Source organism: Dermatophilus sp. B7861-1 (assembly GCF_058996045.1).
In genome coordinates this window covers 979,821-1,000,383 of sequence record NZ_CM180082.1, presented here as the reverse complement: position 1 = coordinate 1,000,383, position 20,563 = coordinate 979,821, and the positions used below count along the sequence as shown (strand labels likewise).

General features: G+C 59.1%; 18 protein-coding genes. 6 read left to right on the top strand and 12 right to left on the bottom strand.

Annotation, left to right across the window (positions count from 1 at the left end):
* Positions 1–42: 42 nt before the first annotated feature.
* Positions 43–2,190 (bottom strand): DNA gyrase/topoisomerase IV subunit B, encoded by a 2,148-nt coding sequence (locus tag AC2T9U_RS04460; protein ID WP_493696737.1) that lies wholly within the window; start codon positions 2,188–2,190, stop codon positions 43–45.
* A 397-nt stretch (positions 2,191–2,587) separates the two neighbouring features.
* Between AC2T9U_RS04460 and AC2T9U_RS04455 the strand changes: the two genes are divergently transcribed.
* Positions 2,588–2,785 carry a DUF7455 domain-containing protein gene (locus AC2T9U_RS04455; protein WP_028326412.1) on the top strand — a complete coding sequence of 66 codons (198 nt, stop codon included), beginning with the start codon at positions 2,588–2,590 and terminating at the stop codon, positions 2,783–2,785.
* A gap of 102 nt (positions 2,786–2,887) precedes the next feature.
* On the opposite strand, the gene AC2T9U_RS04450 is transcribed toward AC2T9U_RS04455, so the two are convergent.
* The 4 genes from AC2T9U_RS04450 to AC2T9U_RS04435 all read right to left on the bottom strand — a co-directional run bounded on the left by AC2T9U_RS04450 (position 2,888) and on the right by AC2T9U_RS04435 (position 6,117).
* Positions 2,888–3,388, bottom strand: coding sequence for an SCO2097 family morphological protein (locus AC2T9U_RS04450; RefSeq protein WP_493696736.1), 501 nt, complete (start codon positions 3,386–3,388; stop codon positions 2,888–2,890).
* Between the two features lie 92 nt (positions 3,389–3,480).
* Entirely contained in the window at positions 3,481–4,728 is a 1,248-nt protein-coding gene (locus AC2T9U_RS04445; RefSeq protein ID WP_493696735.1) for a DNA polymerase IV, read from the bottom strand.
* Between the two features lie 75 nt (positions 4,729–4,803).
* Positions 4,804–5,595, bottom strand: a complete 792-nt coding sequence (locus AC2T9U_RS04440) for a class I SAM-dependent methyltransferase (protein WP_115030666.1) — start codon at positions 5,593–5,595, stop codon at positions 4,804–4,806.
* A 96-nt stretch (positions 5,596–5,691) separates the two neighbouring features.
* A complete protein-coding gene (locus AC2T9U_RS04435; RefSeq protein ID WP_493696734.1) occupies positions 5,692–6,117 on the bottom strand; it encodes an SAV_6107 family HEPN domain-containing protein in 426 nt (141 codons plus the stop codon).
* Positions 6,118–6,718: 601 nt separating this feature from the next.
* Here AC2T9U_RS04435 and AC2T9U_RS04430 point away from each other — a divergent pair.
* Positions 6,719–7,804, top strand: a complete 1,086-nt coding sequence (locus AC2T9U_RS04430) for a polyprenyl synthetase family protein (protein WP_493696733.1) — start codon at positions 6,719–6,721, stop codon at positions 7,802–7,804.
* Between the two features lie 63 nt (positions 7,805–7,867).
* Here AC2T9U_RS04430 and AC2T9U_RS04425 read toward each other — a convergent pair whose 3' ends face one another.
* The gene (locus AC2T9U_RS04425) at positions 7,868–8,302 is read right to left on the bottom strand and encodes an Rv2175c family DNA-binding protein (protein WP_493696732.1); all 435 of its coding nucleotides are present in this window, start codon (positions 8,300–8,302) and stop codon (positions 7,868–7,870) included.
* Positions 8,303–8,374: 72 nt separating this feature from the next.
* Here AC2T9U_RS04425 and pknB point away from each other — a divergent pair, with 72 nt between their 5' ends.
* A complete protein-coding gene (pknB, locus tag AC2T9U_RS04420; RefSeq protein ID WP_493696731.1) occupies positions 8,375–10,324 on the top strand; it encodes a Stk1 family PASTA domain-containing Ser/Thr kinase in 1,950 nt (649 codons plus the stop codon).
* An 8-nt stretch (positions 10,325–10,332) separates the two neighbouring features.
* Here pknB and AC2T9U_RS04415 read toward each other — a convergent pair whose 3' ends face one another.
* From AC2T9U_RS04415 to AC2T9U_RS04405, 3 genes are all read right to left on the bottom strand, one after another.
* Positions 10,333–10,920: a molybdopterin-dependent oxidoreductase gene (locus AC2T9U_RS04415; protein WP_493696730.1), complete on the bottom strand. Its 588-nt coding sequence runs from the start codon at positions 10,918–10,920 to the stop codon at positions 10,333–10,335.
* Between the two features lie 47 nt (positions 10,921–10,967).
* Positions 10,968–12,332, bottom strand: a complete 1,365-nt coding sequence (locus tag AC2T9U_RS04410) for a class II 3-deoxy-7-phosphoheptulonate synthase (protein WP_493696729.1) — start codon at positions 12,330–12,332, stop codon at positions 10,968–10,970.
* 111 nt (positions 12,333–12,443) lie between these two features.
* The gene (locus AC2T9U_RS04405) at positions 12,444–13,109 is read right to left on the bottom strand and encodes a lysophospholipid acyltransferase family protein (RefSeq protein WP_493696728.1); all 666 of its coding nucleotides are present in this window, start codon (positions 13,107–13,109) and stop codon (positions 12,444–12,446) included.
* A 350-nt stretch (positions 13,110–13,459) separates the two neighbouring features.
* On the opposite strand from AC2T9U_RS04405, the gene AC2T9U_RS04400 reads away from it, so the two are divergent.
* Complete coding sequence (locus tag AC2T9U_RS04400; protein ID WP_493696727.1) at positions 13,460–13,981, top strand: hypothetical protein; 522 nt, start codon at positions 13,460–13,462, stop codon at positions 13,979–13,981.
* 12 nt (positions 13,982–13,993) lie between these two features.
* Here AC2T9U_RS04400 and AC2T9U_RS04395 read toward each other — a convergent pair whose 3' ends face one another.
* Complete coding sequence (locus tag AC2T9U_RS04395; protein ID WP_208303607.1) at positions 13,994–14,959, bottom strand: ROK family glucokinase; 966 nt, start codon at positions 14,957–14,959, stop codon at positions 13,994–13,996.
* Between the two features lie 219 nt (positions 14,960–15,178).
* On the opposite strand from AC2T9U_RS04395, the gene AC2T9U_RS04390 reads away from it, so the two are divergent.
* Positions 15,179–16,996 (top strand): AMP-dependent synthetase/ligase, encoded by a 1,818-nt coding sequence (locus AC2T9U_RS04390; RefSeq protein ID WP_493696726.1) that lies wholly within the window; start codon positions 15,179–15,181, stop codon positions 16,994–16,996.
* 123 nt (positions 16,997–17,119) lie between these two features.
* Positions 17,120–18,802, top strand: a complete 1,683-nt coding sequence (locus tag AC2T9U_RS04385) for a DEDD exonuclease domain-containing protein (RefSeq protein WP_208303609.1) — start codon at positions 17,120–17,122, stop codon at positions 18,800–18,802.
* A 37-nt stretch (positions 18,803–18,839) separates the two neighbouring features.
* On the opposite strand, the gene trpD is transcribed toward AC2T9U_RS04385, so the two are convergent.
* Both trpD and AC2T9U_RS04375 read right to left on the bottom strand, forming a co-directional pair.
* On the bottom strand, positions 18,840–19,907 hold the full coding sequence (gene trpD, locus AC2T9U_RS04380) for an anthranilate phosphoribosyltransferase (RefSeq protein WP_493696725.1): 1,068 nt from the start codon (positions 19,905–19,907) through the stop codon (positions 18,840–18,842).
* Positions 19,904–20,419 carry a response regulator gene (locus AC2T9U_RS04375; RefSeq protein ID WP_243888716.1) on the bottom strand — a complete coding sequence of 172 codons (516 nt, stop codon included), beginning with the start codon at positions 20,417–20,419 and terminating at the stop codon, positions 19,904–19,906. Before AC2T9U_RS04375 ends, trpD begins: the two co-directional genes overlap by 4 nt.
* Between the last annotated feature and the right edge of the window lie 144 nt (positions 20,420–20,563).

Sequence of the window (20,563 nt, the reverse complement as noted above, 5' to 3'; positions counted from 1 at the left end):
GGGGAGCAGGGGCACCGATCAACCCAACCGGGCTACCACCCATCAGGCATCAATACGCTCGGCATTCAACTCATGCGCCGAAGCCACAATGAAATCCTTACGCGGGGCAACATCAGACCCCATCAACAAATCAAACACCCGACTCGCGGCCTCCACATCAGCGACCTGAACCCTGCGCAACGTCCGATGCGAGGGATCCATCGTCGTCTCCCGCAACTGCGCAGCATCCATCTCCCCCAACCCCTTATACCGCTGCATCGGCTCCTTCCACCCCTTACCCGACTTACGTAGCCGCTTGGTCAACGCCAACATCTCAGCCTCCGAGTACGTGTACACGTACTCGTTCTTCTTCCCAGGGCCAGCATTGACCTCCAGCCGGTGCAACGGCGGAACCGCCGCGAACACCCGCCCCGCCTCCACCAGCGGACGCATATACCGGAAAAACAACGTCAACAACAACGTCCGAATATGCGCACCATCAACATCAGCGTCGGTCATGATGATGACCTTGCCGTAACGGGCAGCCTCAACATCAAACGTGCGCCCCGACCCCGCACCCAAAACCTGAATAATCGACGCGCACTCAAAGTTGTTCAACATATCCGCGATAGAAGCCTTCTGAACGTTCAGAATCTTTCCGCGAATCGGCAACAACGCCTGAAACTCACTATTACGCGCAGCCTTAGCCGTACCCATCGCCGAGTCACCCTCAACAATGAACAACTCTGAACGCTCCACATCCGAAGTACGGCAGTCATACAACTTCGGCGGCATCGACGAAGACTCCAACGCCGTCTTACGCCGCTGCGTCTCCTTATGCTGACGCGCCGAAATACGCGCCTTCATCTCCGCAACGACCTTCTCCAACACGCCCGTAGCCTGCTGCTTCGTTGGCCGCTTCGTTGACTCCAGCAACGCCGTCAACTGCTTATCCACCACCCGCGAAACAATGCCGCGCACCGCACTGGTGCCCAACACTTCCTTCGTCTGCCCCTCAAACTGCGGCTCAGCCAGACGCACCGTCACCACAGCCGTCAACCCCGCCAACACATCGTCCTTCTCCGGCTTATCACTGCCAGGACGCAACGCACGAGAACGTGCCTCCACCTGCTTACGCACACACTTCAACACCCCGGCCTCAAAACCAGCCAAATGCGTCCCCCCCTTGGGGGTCGCAATGATGTTGACGAACGTACGCACTTTCGTCTCATACCCATCCCCCCACCGCAGCGCCACATCCACATCGCAATCACGCTGCACATCCGTAGGCGTCATATGCCCCGACTCATCCAACACAGGCACCCGCTCGGTAAACGTACCGTGCCCCTGCAACCGCCACACATCACTCACCGGCTGATCCGTAGCCAAAAACTCCACAAACTCAGCAATCCCACCCTCATGCTGGAACCGCTCCTCCACCGGGCCACTCTCCCCCGGCGTCCCCGGCAGACCACGCTCATCGCGCACCACAATCCCCAACCCCGGGATCAAAAAACTCGTCTGCCGCGCACGACCAGCCAAATCCTCATACGAGAACTGCGCCGTCGACAAGAAAATCTGTCGATCCACCCAATACCGCACCCGCGTACCAGTCACACCACGCTTAGCCTTACCCACCACCGAGGGAGGCGTGGGCTCCTCATAGGCAGTAAACGGCGCATCCGGACGCGGATTACCCGGATCAGCATCATCAAACACCCCTGGCACTCCCCGACGGAATGACATCTGATACGTCTTCCCGCCACGATCCACCTGCACATCCAGCCGCTCCGAGAGCGCATTCACCACCGACGCACCCACACCATGCAAACCACCCGAAGCCGTGTATGAACCGCCACCAAACTTGCCACCGGCATGCAGCTTGGTAAACACCACCTCCAGCCCGGACAGCCCCGTCCGCGGCTCCACATCCACCGGAATACCACGCCCATAGTCACGAACCTCTACACACCCATCCGGCCGCAACACCACCTCAATCGAATCACCATGACCCCCCAGTGCCTCATCCACCGAGTTGTCGATGATCTCCCACAAACAATGCATCAACCCCCGCGAGTCCGTAGACCCGATGTACATCCCCGGGCGCTTACGAACAGCTTCCAGCCCCTCCAGAACCTGCAAATGCCGCGCCGTATACCCCGCCGGCTCTCCCGACCTACCGTTCTTCGCACCAGCTGCGGCCACTACCACACACCTACTTCCATCCAGCGGACACCCGACCAAACCAGCCGAAGCACCACGCAATTCACCAAAAACACACCCCACCGAGCGGCCCAAAACCCACCCAGACGGAGACGATTCCTCACGAGGCTACCGTCAGGGCCGATGAGGCTCGAAGATCTCACGCCCACCCCGCTGCTCGGCAACCACCGCACACAGCTCACAAACACTTGCAGACAACGGTGACAAACCGGGAAGGATTTGGCGTGATTGACTGTTAAAGACGGCGAAAGGAACTCCTCATCGCACGGATGAGTCCTCCCGACACTGACGTCGACAGCAACACACCCAAGCGAATCGACGGAGTTTCGACAACGACGCCACCGGCATCCCGGCAGGCGTCCTGAATGGACGGAGTAGGGCTGACGTGACTACCGCTGTTTTGACACCGATGACCTCGGCCGACCGCTGCGACCGGTGCGGAGCACAAGCATACGTACGAGCAACCCTGCGCAGCGGCGGCGAACTGCTGTTCTGCGCCCACCACGCACGCGAACACGCCGACCGACTCACCGAGATAGACGCCACCATCCACGACGAGACTGAACGTCTCCACACGAGCTAACCACCAGCCCAACAACAACTCCATGTGTGGGGGGAGCTACCAAAATTGGTAGCTCCCCCCACACATGGAAAAACTTTTTTCAGCAGCACACCACGCCGCAGATCAAAAACCGTTCTCCCGACGACGCCGCTCCCACCGCTGCTCCAAACGCTGCGAGAACGACCCCGACGACGAAGCACGACGCCCCCCAGCAGAACGCCCAGAAAAACCTCGCCTCGGCGCAGACTCTGCCTGCTTACGCTTCAATGTCGCTGGCGTGAAAGCCCAGGCCATACCACCCACCATCGCAACAAAACCCACCACACCAAGCCAAATCAGGTTCCCGGCAACACCACCCAAAACCAACCCCAAACCCACCACTGCTCCCACACAACCAACCACCACCCGCTGACGAGACGACCCCCCGGCCACCCCACCACGCATAGACGACGCAAACCGCGGATCCTCCGCATACAGGGCGCGCTCCATCTGATCGAGCATCTTCTGCTCGTTCTCGGACAGGGGCATCGCAACCTCCTCGACCAACAAACCACCGACCGCCCCACACCGGGGACGCACCACAACAACTCCAAAAACCCGCACCCCATAGACAGGGCTGAACACCAGAATAGGTGTCGGGCCACAGTTTTTACCAGGGATTAGGCCGCGGGTTGCGTCCCACCCTCTCCATCAGCCACCCAACCGCGTGACCCACCTCACTCACGCAGCCTCATCCCATCCTCGCCAAGGTCACGTTTCAACAAACTCGCCGGCCGAACAATCCCCTGACCAAATCGTGCACTCGCCGCATCTACTGCCACCTCTGCCTCACGCCACCCTTGCTCTGGCGCGAACAGATCCCGCTGCACCGCAACCTCAGCACGACGCACCAGACCTTCCAACCGCACCCCCACCAACCGCACCCGCATTCCCTGCACACCAAGGTTGTCGAACAAACCTCGCGCCTGAAGAAAAATTTCCCGACCCACATCAGTGTGCTCCTGCACAGTCACCGACCTAGTCACCGTCGTGAAATCTGAAAAACGCACCCGCAACGTAATCGTTCGCCCCGCCATCCCTGCCGCCCTAGCGCGAGCAGCGGTCTTTTCACACATCGCCAACAACCGCCGCTGCAGCTCAGCCACATCATCAATATCGTGCTCAAAAGTTTGATCCGCGCCAATACTCTTCTCCACCCGTTCAGGGGTCACCACACGCGGATCTTTACCCCAAGCCATCGCATACAAATGCTCACCGGTAGCACCCAATGCGTGCCGCAGCGTCGATACCGATGTAGTGGCGATATCCGAGACGTACCGCAACCCCAACCGATGCAAATGCTCCTCAGTTTTATCCCCTACACCCCACAACGCCCCCACCGGCAACTGCTGTACAAACTCGACCATCTCCGCCGGCGGAACCACCAACATGCCGTCCGGCTTAGCCATTCCCGAGGCAATCTTCGCCACAAACTTTGTCGACGCCACCCCTACCGAGCATGTGATGCCCTGCTCAGCAAAAATCGCTGCCCGGATCTGCTCGGCGATGACCGCCGGTGAACCCAACCTGCGCACCGCACCCGACACATCCAAAAACGCCTCATCCAACGACAACGGCTCAATCACAGGCGTCACCGTCGCGAACGTTTCCATCACCGCAGCTGAAACCGCCCGATACCGCTCATGCTGAGGCGGCAATACCACTGCCTGCGGACACAACCGCACCGCGCGTGACATCGGCATCGCCGAGGCCACCCCAAAAGCTCGCGCCTCATACGTGGCAGATAAAACCACCCCTCGCGTCCCACCCCCGATGATCACCGGCTTACCTATCAAGTGCGGGTGATCCAGCAACGTGACCGAGGCATAAAACGCATCCATGTCGACATGCAGAATGACGCAGCCAGTGTCATCAACAGGGCTGTGGCTGTGCCGCGCCGGGACCGGAAAACGTCGTCTACTCACCGTGAGCACCCCGACACGACACAACCACGACTCACCACTGCACCTATGCACACAGCAAGCACAGCACCATCAAAATCACTGCCCCGAATCAATCGCAGCTTTGCTCGCCAACACGTGCAAAGACGCCCCAATGTGCGCCAAATGCGCCGATGCCGGATGCCCCGCCACGGCACGCTCCAGCGCCCGTAGTGACTCACGCTCAGCATCACTGGAAACCAAAGCGGCTGGCACAAGCCCCTCAAACACACGCACGCCCTCTGCATCCACGATTTCCAAACCGCTACCTGCGAGCAGTTCAGCAATCTCTGCAGCATCGAAACGACGACGCAACGGATCCTTTTCACCCCAACGCCCATCTTCACTGAGCAACACCTGCCGAGCTTGCTCGAAACGACCACTCAACGCCCGCGACATCACTGCGCCCACTCGCTGTGCCACTGTCAGACTGAGTACCCCGCCATGGGTGAGCACACGCGCAAGCTCGGCAACAGCATCGGCAGGGGCCTCCACGTGCTCTAGGACACCGTGGCACAACACCGCATCCACTCCCGCTGCGGGCACAATTTGGCTCAAGGAATCCACGTCGCCTTGAACAGCGGTGATGTTCTCTAATCCACCAACTTCCTGTGCGCGTTGAGTCAGGGACGCCAAAGCGTTGGGGCTGGGGTCAACAACAGTGATCTCATACCCTCGCCGCGCTAGCGGCACAGCTAACCCACCGGCTCCTCCACCAAAATCAAGGATCCGTAGTGGCCGCCCTACGGCCTGGGCTCGTGAGCGCAAGGATGCAGTGACAGCCTCCCAGACTGCGCTAGAGCGAGCAGGGCTTTCGCCGAGGGGGGTGAGTTCACTCGCTTCTTCGGCCATGGGCAGGCTCCTTCCTGAGATGGATTGCATGGGTATCAAAACCCATTGCTCACCATACGTTCCATGCGTTGTTCATGGCCGTCTGTTCGTGGTGGCCTAGTGGTATTGGCTGATGGGACTAGCAGGAGTTAAAGGCACTCCGAGGACAGCTGCTGTGAGGTCGACGAATGTTTTTGCTGCCTCAACAAACGAGGCTGCTTCATCGTCGCTGGGTTCCCACAGGCCGTTTTCGATGCGTTGTCTGCGTGTGGTTGCGCGGGCGAAATAGATAGACCAGTCACTGAGTTCGGGAGCAAGCTCAGCAACAGCGGCCCAGGCTCCTCTGGGCGCGGGAGTGCCCAGTTTGGCGGCCACAATTGCTCCCGCGGCGCGCAATGCTGCCAGATGGGCGTCGACGTAGCGTTCGGGTGCTGTTTGCGCATTGAGCGCTCGAGTGCAGATGCTGTGAGCTTTGGCCAGTAGATCCAGGGCGGCGGTGTTGCTGGCTGTACTGCGTTTTCTGGTGTCGGTTCGTGGAGCCATTGTGAGGTCTTTCGTGGCTGGTGGTCTTAATAGCCAGGGCTACAGGCTGGAGGGTGCGGCGTAGATACATTTTCTTTCTCGCATGCACCTGTCGTAATACTCGAAAAGACAGCTGAAATGTGAACTTCTCGAAGATCAAAGTAAAACCAAATACAAGCAGAGCAGAACACCAGGGCGTGCTACTTGCAATAATACAATTAAGCCACCACATAAACCCCTAATGAGAAGAACAAAAACAATTCTGTTTCACCTGTTAATCAGCCCAGGTTCCTCTTGATTTCAATCCCTACTCCACGCCGTGGGGAAAACAAACTGGCAGAAACTCTTCATCTTCGCCGCGCTTTCGATAACCCACCAGAATCGCTGCTATTTTCGGAAAGTGACCTCAGAACGATGTGGTCGCCTACCTGCCTGGTAGCCTCCCACGGTCCTTACCCAAACCCCATCCGCCGCCATGCACTCGGGTGCCTGTAGCACGGCACGATGGGTGGTGTGCTACTGGCACCCGTCGGCACTGCCAGACGTAACACACCTAGCCAGCAACGCTCGAGAGTGCATACAAGCACTAGGCTGGAACGGACCACCCGCTCTGGAGGACCCGTTGAACTCTTCCCTTCCCCTGGCCGATTTCCGCCACGAAGTACAACAGGCAATCGACTCCGCCTTGTCGGAGCAGCGAGCCCTCGTGACACCTGTCGGCCCGGAATCCGATCAACTCCTCGACGCCATCGCGCAGCTACTGTCAGGCGGAAAACGCTTTCGTGCTCTCTTCTGCTACCAGGCATATAAAGCAGCCGGAGGCACACATGACCACGCAGCTGTACGCGTCGGAGCAGCTCTGGAGTTTTTCCAAGGCGCAGCACTCATCCACGACGACGTCATGGATGACAGTGCCGTACGCCGCGGAGCCCCTGCAGCCCATGTCGCTTTCGCCCAAGCCCACCGCGAAGCCGGCTGGGAGCGCTCCCCTGAGCGGTTCGGGCTCTCCGGCGCAGTACTAGCAGGTGATCTATGCCTAGTCGCCAGCGAACAACTTTTCCTCGACAGCGGACTACCCCTTGAGGAACTCAACCGAGCCCGTATCGAATTCAACACCATGCGTAGCCAACTCATGGCAGGACAATGGCTCGAATTCGTCATCTCAAACCGTGGCTGGAAAAACATCAGCACAGCCGAACGCATCGAACAAGCCCGCAAAGTCGTTCAGTTCAAAAGCGCGAAATACTCCATCGAACAACCCGCCCTCATCGGTGCTGACGCCGCAGGCATCAACCCCACTGACCGAGAACTCCTATCCCGCTATGGCCTAGCCGTCGGTGAAGCATTCCAACTTCGTGACGACGTCCTCGGCGTTTTCGGGAATCCTGAAACGACCGGAAAACCAGCCGGAGACGACCTACGCGAAGGAAAACGGACCGTACTACTAGCCCTCGCGCTCGATGCAGCCTCTCCAGAAGAAACACACTTTCTCGCCTCGCTTATTGGTGAAGAAAACCTCACCAGCGAGCAAGTAGAACGAGCCCGTGAAATCTTCATCACCACCGGCGCGATGGAACGCCACGAAACCATGATTCGTGCCGGGGCCCAAACCGCCCACGAGGCGCTCGCTGCAACTACAGAACTCACCGTCGAAGGCAAAGCAGAACTAGCCGAACTCATCCACGTCGCCACTGAGCGCAACACCTGAGTGCACGTGAAAGGGCGGGGCATATGACTGACCCCGCCCCTTTCACAAAGTTCGATACGCCTCTTACAAAGCGCTTTCCATCGCGCGGCGACGCACCTCGGTGACGAAACCAGCATCAAAGGCATCCATTGCGCTGCCACCGCCAGGGAGCGTGGCATCTGGGGTGAAAAGCCATTCGAGTAGTTCCTCGTCAGACATCCCACCATCACGCAAGACTGTGACGGTCCCTTTCAGCCTGGGCGCAGGCGCATTGTCCACGAGGAATCTCGCTGGAACATAGATCGCGTTGCTCTCTGTACGGCGAACGCCCACAAGGTCGCCGTCCTTGAGCTGCCTGCGCACGTCGTTCAAGCGCAGCCCCTGCATTTCGGCAAGTTCGGGGATGCTCACCCACGCGTCCACGAGTTCTTCCAAAACTGCCGCGCGACGCTTCTGCTCGTCACTCGGCTGCGGCGTCGAGTCCTGTGGTTGGCTCGATACGTTCAGTTCGTCGTTCACAAGATCAAGACTGCCACCTACAGACAAATGTGGATGGACTCACCTGACTAGACGTCCTCTTAGACTGGAGCAATGGACGCAGTGGGGGACGTGACGGGTAAGGTCTTGGACGGTCGTTACACGGTGCTGCGCCACATCGCCGATGGCGGTATGGCTGCCGTCTATGTGGCTCGCGACGAACGTCTCAGTCGTGAAGTGGCGCTGAAAATCATGCACCCCAACCTGGCTCAAGATCCTGAGCGAGTAGCTTCTTTCCGACACGAAGCCCAATCCATCGCCCGACTGGATGATCCACACGTCGTCGCCGTGCTCGATCAAGGAGACGACGGTGACCTCGTTTTCTTGACCATGGAATTTCTGCGGGGAACCACCTTGCGGGCGCGTCTACACGAGATAGGTGCCTTCACTCCTCGTGAAGCCCTCAAAACATTGGACGGCATCCTCGCTGGGCTATCAGCAGCGCACAAACTCGGAATCGTGCACCGCGACATCACACCCAGCAATGTGATGATTCGTCATGACGGCATCGTTAAAGTCACTGACTTCGGTTTGGCTGCTGCAGTAGGAGCAGCAGCAGCCGGATACATCACCCTTGCTTACGCTGCCCCCGAGCAGCGCGTCGGCGGTGTCAGTGACCCGCGCACAGATGTCTACGCTGCCGGTCTGGTTTTGGCTGAGATGCTGACTGGTAAGCCTACCTACGACAATGACGGCCCCCCCGAAGGGGCCACTTCAGCTGACATAGCCGCTATCGATGCCGAACTTCCAGCGACACTAGTTGAGCTCGTCGCAGCCGCCACTGCCACCAATCATCTTTTGCGCCCTGCGGACGCAGCCGAGTTCCGTGATAGGGCACGTGAAGTACATCAGGGACTCACCGACGAAGAACTAGACCGTCTTCCTCCCGCAGCGCTGGAGCGCCCCGCAGCACAGGAAACTCCCGCCCCGCACGACTCCACCCAGAAGTACGTCAGTGACGCCACGCAAAGCTTGGCTGTCATCGGCTCCCCAGAAACCCGCAAGCTACCTGTTATCACTCCCCCATCAGCACCTGAAGAAAAAAACCCAAAAAAGAAAAAGGGCTGGAAGAAAAAACCCGCAGCAGCGAAACCTGCCCGCGCTACGCGCCCCAAAAACACGAAGCGACGCATCCAGGCCGGGATCGTCGCGGCTGTTTTGGTCGCTGTCATTAGCACTGGGTCTTGGTTCTTCACCGCAGGACCGGGCGGAGCAGTAGACATCCCCACCCTTGCTGGCGTGACTCGTAAAGATGCCGAAGCCGCGCTTAATGGTTTGGGTCTTGAGTCCACCGTGACCCAGGAATATTCAGAGACAGTGCCTAGTGGCAGCGTCATCCGCACTGAGCCCCCTGCCGGCACAGCAACTCACCGCCAAGACCCGGTGACCCTCATCGTTTCAGGGGGACCGGAACGGTACAACGTTCCTGAGCTCGCCGGATCAACACCGGATGCAGCTGCCAAACTCCTTGAGCAAAATCACCTCGTTTTGGGTAAGCGCACAAAAGAGTGGAACGAAAAAGTACCCGCCGGGACCGTGATTAGTTCCAAACCTGCTGCGGGTACATCGCTGCGCCCAGGGACCGAGGTCAGCGTCGTTGTTAGCCGTGGCCGAGAACCAATCAGCGTTGATGACTTCACCGGCCGTAGCCTCTCTGATGCCACTGCTGAACTGGAACGGCGTGGCCTGCGCGTGCGCGTGACCGGTAAAGAATTCTCTGACCGTGTCCCGCCTAATGCTGTACTCCGGCAGTCTCCATCCGGCGGCAAACTGCACCGCGGCGACACGGTAGAGATCGTTGTCAGTAAGGGCCCAGACGTCGTCAACGTTCCGGATGTCTCTGGCATGTCTGAGGCTGACGCGCGGAATGCTTTGGAGTCAGCTGGGCTTGCGATGCAGGCAGAAAAAGTCGTTGGTGGCTTGTTTGACACTGTCCGCAGCACCGACCCGGCTCCGGGCACAGCAGTGCCGCGTGGCAGCGTCATCAAGGTGTATGTGGTGTGACTGTGGGGTCACTCTTGGTGAGCGTAAATGTGGCCATCACTGACTTTCCCCACCATGTGATAGCCCCGGCATTCCCAGAATCCTGGTTCTGGCGCCATGAGGTAGCTGATCTCCAGCAGCCATTTCACGCTTTTCCACCCGAACAGGTGCGGCGCGAATAGGCGCAAGGGGGCTCCGTGCTGCGGCGTCAAGGGAACTCCATCAACGTACGTGGCGAGGATCGTTTCCGGATGATTGAGGTCACGTAAACGAAGAGTGCTGGAAAAGCCGTACGCCGCAGCAGCTAAAGCGTGGGTGGCGTTGGGGTCTGGCGGAGCGATGCTCAGCAGGTGTGAAGTTGGTACCCCCCGCCAGATCTGGGTAACGCCTCGGCCTTGTTGGGCACAGTGGATCGTTCCAGGCACGTCGATCATGGGCATGTCGAGTATGTCGTCCCATGTGTAGCAATACATGCCTTCACAGGTGGCACCAGTGATGGCTAATCGCCACCTGTTTATATCTAGGCGGGGCACAGGGCCGTAGTGACGAGCGCTGGCGCGTTGGGGCTCGTTACATTCCTCGCCTCTACCAGTACCCGTCACATCGCCATGGCCCATACGTTCTCGTCCCGTTCAAGGATTCCGTTCGCGACCGTGCCGTTTGCTTAAGCTCGGTGAAGAAGTTCTTCACCTGTTCTACTCTGTTCGGACAGGATTTCGGCAATGACGAAAGCCATCTCAAGACTCTGCTGGTGGTTGAGTCGCGGGTCACAGAGGGTTTCGTATCGCCGTTCGAGATCGAGATCGTCCACCTTGAACGTGCCGCCTAGGCACTCGGTGACGTCATTGCCGGTCAGTTCTAGGTGAATGCCGCCTGGCACAGTTCCTACGTCTCGGTGGGCGTCAAAGAATCCACGGACCTCTTCGACAATGTCTTCGAATCTGCGTGTTTTGAACCCCGTAGAAGACTCGAATGTGTTGCCGTGCATAGGGTCACAGACCCACGTAATGCATGCCCCTGCTTCTTTCACTCCAGCCAATATCGGTGGGAGTTTTTCGCGGATAGTTTTTGCTCCCATCCGCGTGATGAGGGTCAGACGCCCAGGGGCGTTAGTCGGGTTCACTTTTTCAGCGATGGCGAGGATGTCTTTTACATCCACGGATGGACCAACTTTCATTCCTACCGGATTAGTTATTCGAGAGATGAAGTCAATGTGAGCGCCATCAATGTCCCTGGTCCGCTCACCCACCCACACAAAATGCCCTGACGTGGCGTAAGGCTTTCCCGTACGAGAATCAATGCGTGTCAATGGTTTCTCGTAGTCAAGGACGAGAGCCTCGTGGCTGGCCCACACATCGACGGCTTTCAGCGCGTCGAAATCAACACCGCACGCCACCATGAAGCGCATGGCTTTATCGATATCGTGCGCAATCCGCTCGTATTTACTGTTAGCGGAAGATTTAACAAACCCTTTGTTCCACTCGTGCACATAGCGCAGATCAGCGAAACCACCCTGCGTGAAAGCACGAACAAGATTCAGCGTTGAGGCACTGGCGTGATAGGCCTCAACGAGCCGGTGAGGGTCAGGGGTGCGTGCCTGCTCAGTGAAAGCGAAGTCATTAACCAAATCACCACGGTACGAAGGAAGAGTGACCCCGTCCCGCGTCTCGCTGTCTTTGCTCCGCGGTTTCGCATATTGCCCCGCAATACGACCAATTTTCACCACTGGCATACTCGCGCCATACGTCAAAACCGCTGCCATTTGCAGAATAGTTTTAACCCGGTCACGAATATTGTCAGCAGTTGCTGAAGCGAAAGTCTCCGCGCAGTCACCACCCATGAGCATGAATGCTTTGCCTTGCGCAGCCTGTGCAATACGAGAACGCAGAATGTCCGCCTCACCTGCAAATACAAGGGGCGGGAAACTGGCCAGCCGTGCCGAAGCGTCAGCGAGCGCGGCCTTGTCTGGCCAAATCGGTTGCTGACGTGCTGGCAGATCGGGCCAGGTCAGAGGCGAAGCAGAAGTCACATGCCCAAGAGTACGACGCACCCATGGCCACATCACCCAACTGCTGGGATACGATCACCACATCCGCTCTACCTGCCCTTACCGCAGAAGGAACAGCTGCGCGGAAAACGCTTAATTCGCTGCGGGGCTGCTATCTTTTGGCCCGCTGCGCGCGGCTTGCTCCTGCAAAAATTTTTTCCGATCAGCGGCGTATTCGTGGACATATTCCTGCCCGGAAAGGTCCGCTAACGCCTGCATGACCTGATCTGTTGCGGCGCGAATAAGAGCTTGATCATCTTCTTTTCCGACAAGATGGTCGAGGTGAATCGGGTCACCGAAACGCACTTCGATGGGAACGAGTTTGGGAATTTTTTGGCCGGTGGGTTGCGCGATATCAGTGCCGATCATGGCTACTGGAATGATTGGCACGCCAGCGCGCATAGCCATCCGGACCATGCCTGTTTTCCCTTTGTAAAGGCGCCCATCGGGTGAGCGGGTACCTTCTGGGTAAATACCGAAGAGTTCGTCTCGGCTAAGAACTTCCAGTCCTGCTTCGAGAGCTGCAGCACTTTTGGGACCACCGGAGCGATCAATGGGGATTTGCCCTACACCGGTGAAGAAACCTCTTTTTATGGCACCGACCAGACCGGGCTGGGTGAAGTATTCAAGCTTGGCTGGGAATGTGATTCGGCGTGGAAGTGCCACGGGGAGAAAGATTGAGTCCGAGAAGGACAAGTGATTGCTCGCCAGGATTGCTGGGCCTTGGGCGGGGACTTTCTCCAACCCGTGCACCTTCATGCGGAACGCAGTGCGCAACACCGGTCCGAGCAGTCGCTTCAGTGTCCAGTACAGCAACGTAGGTCCTCCCCTATGGCACCCCGTGTGGGCGGCTGGGTGCTTCATCACAACGCGTTTGGCTTAGCTGCCCGCTCTGGTGCGAAGAGGCCGCGGTAGCTGCATCGGGTACGCGCCTGGGTCACTTTACGGGAGCTTGGTCTGCCCCACACGCTATGTGCGATCTCGGTTCGTTTCTGCGTCACGTGCCACACTTGTTTTAGCCGTTGGGTACGCCTGCGGCCCGGTGGGTGTCGCTGCGGCAGTGTTGCGGTCTCACCGGTGTGCACCGTTGAGTCAGAAAGGCTAATCCGATGTCGCGCATGGACACTCCGCGCCCCGGCTCACACGGCGATGACAAGGACGGGATCGATGCTGCGTTCGCTGGGATCATCGCGAACTGGGATCAAGTAGCCGACCAGAAACCCCCCACGCCGGAATTCTCCGCTCATCAGGACAACTCCGCGCAGGGCGAGGAACCAGGTGCAGGCGTGCGCCGCCCCACAACTCCGCAAGAAGTTTTCGGTTCACGAGTAGACCTTCCTCGCGGGTGGCGAACATACACCCCTGCCGAAGAGGGCGAAGAAGAGTTCATCCCCCCGAACCCGGAAAATCCTTTCCATTTCCACAACCCAACCTTGTGGGGCGCGGTGCTGGGAATGGTCGGGGGGCCGCTGATGCTGATCGTTCTTGTCGTGTTCGCTCCGGGTGCGCCTCGGTATCTGTTCTGGCTTGCCGTGGTTGGCACGTTTGTGGGCTTCGGTCTCATGGTTTCTCGGCTTCCCGCCCGTCGAGACCCTGAAGAAGAAGACCGCAACGACGGCGCTGTCGTCTAAGCCTTCACGGGATTAGCTCTGTGCTTCTGATCGCGCTAAATCTGCAGCACCGATCAAACCAGCGTCATTACCCAACGCAGCCGCAACCACTTTGGCCACCGGCCGGTACCCCCGGCCAGTCAACTTTTTAGCGAACATCTCCCGCGCTGGTTCCACGAGAAGATCCCCCGCGGCGCTCACACCGCCTCCCACAACAAACAGTCCCGGATCTATCGCGGCAGCGAGGTTGGCCATCCCCACCCCTAACCATTGCCCTACCTCGGCGAGTAGCTCCACCGCAGTAGCATCACCGTTGCGCGCCGCTTCCGTCACCAGCGGCCCAGTCAGCACCCCGCCTGCCTCCTGCACGCGTGCAGCCAACTCCACACTCATTGGCGACTCATTCTCAATCAATGCTTTTGCCTCACGCACCAACGCATTACCCGAGGAATACTGCTCCCAACAGCCACGGTTGCCGCATTCACAACGCCGCCCATCCGGAACCACCTGCATATGCCCGTACTCACCCGCAATGCCATACCGACCCCGGCGTAGCCCGCCCTCTTCAAGCAAACCTCCCCCGATACCAGTGCCCAACGTGATCATCACGACATGCGACTCTCCCGCAGCGCACCCAAAGCGGTATTCCGCCCACAACGCCGCATTAGCGTCGTTCTCCACATGGACCCGCATACCCAAGCGCTGCGCTAAAGAATCCCGCAATGGCTCATTCCGCCACGACAAATGTGGCGCAAAAACGACCCGAGCTCCATCCACCGACACAAAACCAGCAGCGCCGATACCGACCGCCGAAACTTCTAGCCCATCAGTCAGCTCATCAACCACAGCCACGATGGTGTCTTCAACTACGCGCGGACTTTTTGACCGATCTGGTGTGTGCCGCCGCGAACGCCGCAAAATGCGGCCATCCTCACCCACAACCCCACCGGAAACCTTGGTACCACCGATATCGATACCTACGGCCAAACACTCACTCATCTGGCATAACCCCTTCCGCAGACCTTCGACATCACACACTTACCCACCAGGAGTGCCCGGCCGCGCCATTCTCACCCCTACAGCCCACCTGGCAATAATCAACCCCCTCCAATAAACAGTCGTGGCGCACAACACCGAAAGGTCATGAAACACTAACGGCACCCTCGGCTCGTCCACACCGCGACGCAGCCCCGTCCCCTCTCTTGCCGGAAGGCCACGATGAAGGAAATCCACGTCCCTAGCCCGGAGCACCAACCGCTTCCCTACAGCACACTCGCGGACCTGCTCACCGTGCAGGCGGACGAGGACCCACAACACATCCTCTTCGACATCAAAAACATGGCCAGCAATGACCACCTCTGGGAACCGCTGACCGTGCAACAAGCTCACGACCGCATGGAAGCCACCGCCCGCGGTCTGCTTGCCTCAGGTATCAAACCTGGAGACCGCGTAGGCATCATGAGCCGCACTCGGTTCGAGTGGACTCTCATCGATCTGGCCTGCTGGCGCATCGGCGCAGTAACTGTCCCGATCTACGAAACCTCCTCCGCCGACCAGGTAGCCCACATCCTGGGGCACAGCGAAACCACCGCCGTGTTCGTTGAAACATTCGAACACGAAGCAACAGTGGACTCCGTGCGTGATCGGCTCCCCACCCTGCAACACGTGTGGCAGATCGAAGGCGGCGACGTCGACATGATCATTAGCCGCGCAGACCAGACCGACGAAGAGACCCTGCGCGCCTCCCGCGAACATCTCACCCCCGATTCGCCGGCCACGATCATGTACACCTCCGGAACCACCGGAACCCCCAAAGCCTGCCCCCTCAGCCACGCCAACTTCATTGAACTCACCGAGTCAATCCGTGAAGTCTTCGCCGAAATCCTGTTCGCCGAAGACGCTGCCATGCTGATGTTCTTGCCACTGGCGCACGTGCTCCAGCGTGTTATCTCCGTAGCCGCGATCTCCGCTCGGATGCGCACCGCCCACGCCCCCGATGTGAAAAACCTCATGGACGACCTGCAGTCGTTCAAACCCACCTTCATCCTTGGCGTACCACGAGTATTCGAGAAGGTTTACAACGCCACCAACAGCAAACTTTCCGCACAAGGCCACCGAGGCCTCTTCACCTTGGCCACCCGCGTCGCGATCGCCTACAGCCGAGCAATCGACAAAGGCCGCATCCCTGCACCGTTGCGGCTGCAGCACAAACTGTTCGACGTGCTCGTGTACTCCAAAATGCGTGAAGCCATGGGCGGGCGAATCCGCAATTCCGTCAGCGGAGGAGCACCCCTAGGTGCCCGGCTAGGGCATTTCTTCCGCGGCATGGGCGTGGACATCTACGAGGGTTACGGGCTCACTGAAACCACCGCACCAATCAGCGCCTGTAACCCCGCCCTGCACCGTATCGGCAGCGTCGGCCGCCCCATGCCCGGAACATCAGTGCGCATCGCTGACGACGGAGAAATCCAAGTAACCGGCCCTGGAGTGTTCCACGGATACGACGGCGACGAAAAAGCCACCGCGCAGGCGTTCACCCCCGACGGCTGGTTCCGTACCGGCGATTTAGGCAGCCTGGACTCCGACGGGTGCCTGTACATCACCGGCCGATCCAAAGAAATCATCGTCACCGCAGGCGGGAAAAACGTCTATCCAGCACCTCTGGAAGACGCAATCAGGTCACATCCCCTCGTCTCCCAAGTCATGGTGGTCGGTGACCAGCGCCCCTTCGTCGCTGCTCTCATCACGTTGGACGCAGACATGATCCCTGCTTGGGGTAAAGCACACGACATGCCTGACCTCACCCTCGAAAAAGCCCTCCAAGACGAGTTTGTCAAAGAGCGCATCCAGCTTGCAGTCGACCGCGCGAACAAAGGCGTCAGCCGAGCCGAATCCGTGCGAAAATTCCGCCTCGTCAAAGAAGACTTCACCGAAGACAACGGCATGCTCACACCTTCCTTGAAGGTCAAACGCGAAGTCGTCCTAAAGAAAAGAGCCCGCGAAGTAGAAGCCCTCTACGCTGAGCCACGCAACTAACAGGTAGCCCTCAGCATCGATGAGCCGCTCTCACCGCCCGCATAGGCAAACGAGAGCGGCTCAGCTGTGAGCTCTCCCACCACGCCCACAAACCTTGTCAGTCGTAGACGTTAGGGTCACGAAATGCACGCCATCCAGGGGACTCTCGACGAACTGGGCACACCGTTGTCACAAGTCACGTTCGTGGTAGTCGACCTCGAAACAACCGGCAGCAACGCAGCCAGCGGACGAATAACCGAGATCGGCGCCGTCAAAATCTGTGGCGGAGAAATCACTGGCGAATTCCAAACACTGGTCAACCCCACCATCCCCATCCCACCGTTCATCGCTGTCCTCACCGGAATCACTGACGCGATGGTCGCCCAAGCCCCCGAAGAACACATCGCCGTCCCTGCATTCCTAGAATTCGCCGCAGACGCAGTGCTCGTGGCCCACAACGCCCCCTTTGACATCGGATTCCTCAAAGCCGCCACTGAACGACTCAACCTCACCTGGGGCAACAACCACGTCGTCGACACCCTGCCCCTGGCACGCAAGCTCGTCTCCCGAGACGAAGCCCCCAACCACAAACTCGGCACCCTCGCCCACCTCTTCTCCACCGAGACCACCCCCAACCACCGAGCCCTCGACGACGCCAAAGCCACCGTCGATGTCCTCCACGCGCTCATCGCCCGTGTAGCAGGCCATGGCGTCACCACCCTCGAAGAACTCGACACCTTCTCCACCACAGTCACCCCAGCACAACAACGCAAACGTAACCTCGCCGACAACCTCCCCTCAGCTCCTGGGGTGTATATCTTCAAAGACAACTCTGACCGGGTGCTATATGTCGGCACATCCGTAGACATTCGCCGCCGTGTCCGCTCCTACTTCACCTCCTCAGAAAACCGCTCACGCATCCGCGACATGATCAACATCGCCGCACGCGTCACCCCTATCGTCTGCCACACCATCCTCGAAGCACAGGTACGCGAACTGCGACTTATCGCTGAGCACAACCCTCCCTACAACCGCAGATCCACCCGACCCCACAACGCCCCGTGGGTAAAACTCACCAACGAGCCTTTCCCGCGCCTATCAATCGTGCGAGCCGTCCGCGACGACGCCGCCACATACGCTGGCCCCTTCTCCTCACACCAACGAGCCCGCGACGCTTTGGACGCCCTCAACGACTCCCTACCCCTGCGCAGATGCACAGACCGGCTCTCCCCCACCCGACACACACACCGATGCGCCCTAGCCGACATAGGCCGCTGCGGCGCCCCCTGCGACGGTTCCCAAAGCCACACCGACTACTCCCGCATCGCTGCGGACGCACGCGCCGCACTGCGCGGCGACGCCACCGCAGTCGCCGACAAACTCGCCCACCACATGGTCACCCTGTCACTGTGTGAACGGTTCGAAGATGCCGCAACTGCCCGTGACAGGGCTCACGCCCTCATGCGCGGCGCCCAGCGCGCCCAAGAAGCACTCACCTTCGCCGCCATACCCCACATCGTCGCTGGCCGCAGACGCCCCGCCGGAGGCTGGGAATTCGCGTGCATCCGCCACGGGCATGTCGCAGGAACCACCGTTTCACCACCCCGAGCCGACCCCATGCCCTACATCGAGGCCATGGTGGCCACCGCCGCGCACATCCCCGCACCTACCAACGGTTTGGGGTCAGCGCTAGCCGAAGAAATCACCATCATCCTTCACTGGCTCACCACCGAAGGAACACGACTAGTGGAGATAGAAGGAACCTGGACCTGCCCAGTCGGCGGAGCAGGAGCCCATGTGCATCGGTTTATCGAACACGTGGAGTGAACTAAGCACGCACGCTCAGCTCACCCCACGTGATTCGCTACACCGAAACAGTCGTCGCAGCTCTCCACGCCTCAAGCGTGGCAAGTGCGGCACCAGAATCGATTGCCTCACAAGCTCGATCCACGCCGCGCTGCAACGCCAACTCAAACGTTGCTTGATCAACCACCGCGTGAGCATCCCTGTCAGCGACAGCTACCGCCAAACCAGCGTTAAGGGCCACAGCATCCCTCACCGCATCTCGGCGACCCCGCAGAAGCGCCCACACGACCTCAGCATTCTGGGCAGCATCTCCTCCACGCAGCGCATCGACCGGAGCACGGTCAATGCCGAAACGGATCGGGTCAACCGTGAACTCCGCGATCTGACCTTCACGAACCCACAACACTCGTGACGTAGTCGCCAACGTGAGCTCATCGAGACCATCATCACCACGACACACCGCCGCAGAAGTTCCTCGCTCTGCGAGCACACCTGCTATCACCGGAACCATCCGTTCTTTGGCCACTCCAATCACCGAATATTGCGGTTGAGCAGGGTTGGTGAGCGGCCCCAGAACATTGAAGATCGTGGCAATTCCCAACTCACGACGTGGGGCCGCAGCATTGGTCATCGACGGGTGAAACACCTGCGAAAAACAGAAAGTGACCCCCGCTTCTTGGGCCACAGCTGCGACCTTTGACGGCGGAAGAGTCAGATCTACTCCCAACGCCTCCAGGCAGTCAGCAGCGCCAGATTTTGACGATGACGCCCGGTTTCCGTGCTTGACCACAGTGATCCCCGTAGCTGCCGCCACAATCGCAGCCATCGTGGAAATGTTCACCGTGTTGGATTTATCTCCCCCGGTTCCCACAATGTCCAGACTGTTCTGCGACACATGCAGTGGCCGAGCATGCAACAACATCGTGTCAGCAATGCCTCTCACCTCGGCAACGGACTCCCCCTTGGCGGCCATCGCCACCAAAAAACCTGCTATCTGCGCAGGCGACGCGAAGCCCCCCATGATCTGCTCCATCGCCCACGCAGATGCTTGCGTGGACAAATCATGCCCAGCGATGAGATCCGTAAGCAGGTTCGGCCACGTGAATCCGGCCGAACCATCGCTCATCGGGCGACCTCTGCCCCAGCTGGGATAGAACCGGTTTTCGATTCACGAGCCACATCGGCAACAGCGTTGGCCATCACCAACGGGTCGATCGGCTGCGGGACAGCCCGGTCAGCCAAGGACCAAGCCGCCAGCCACGCATCCTGAGGACGCCCTGTGAGCACAATCACAGGGGGGCAGTCATACACCTCACATTTGAGCTGCCGACACAGCCCCATCCCCCCTAGCGGAACCGACTCCCCATCAAGGATGAGCAGATCCAGCCCCCCGGCTTTCACATGCTTTTCGGCGATCACTGGTGTAGCGCATTCAGTCCAATCAACGACCTCGACATCACGGGCAGGCTTACGGCCAACCGACCGCTTTACCTGCTCACGCACGGACGCATCGTCGCTGTACAGCAACACACGCACCTTGTGCGTGCTCTGGCCCGTCGTCCCGGACACTGCTTCGGCTTGCACACCCCCCGCAGCAGCGGGTGTAGGCGTGGTGCTCGACCCTGCCAATTCACTCATGGGCCGATCCTAACGACCTAACTCGTCGACATCCGCTCTGCAGCACGAAAGACCACATTCGTGCCTGTCAAAGCACCATTGAGCAGCGAAATTAGCGCCGAAACCGAGAAAAACCTGAGATTCGAGTCGGACTCACGTGCATAC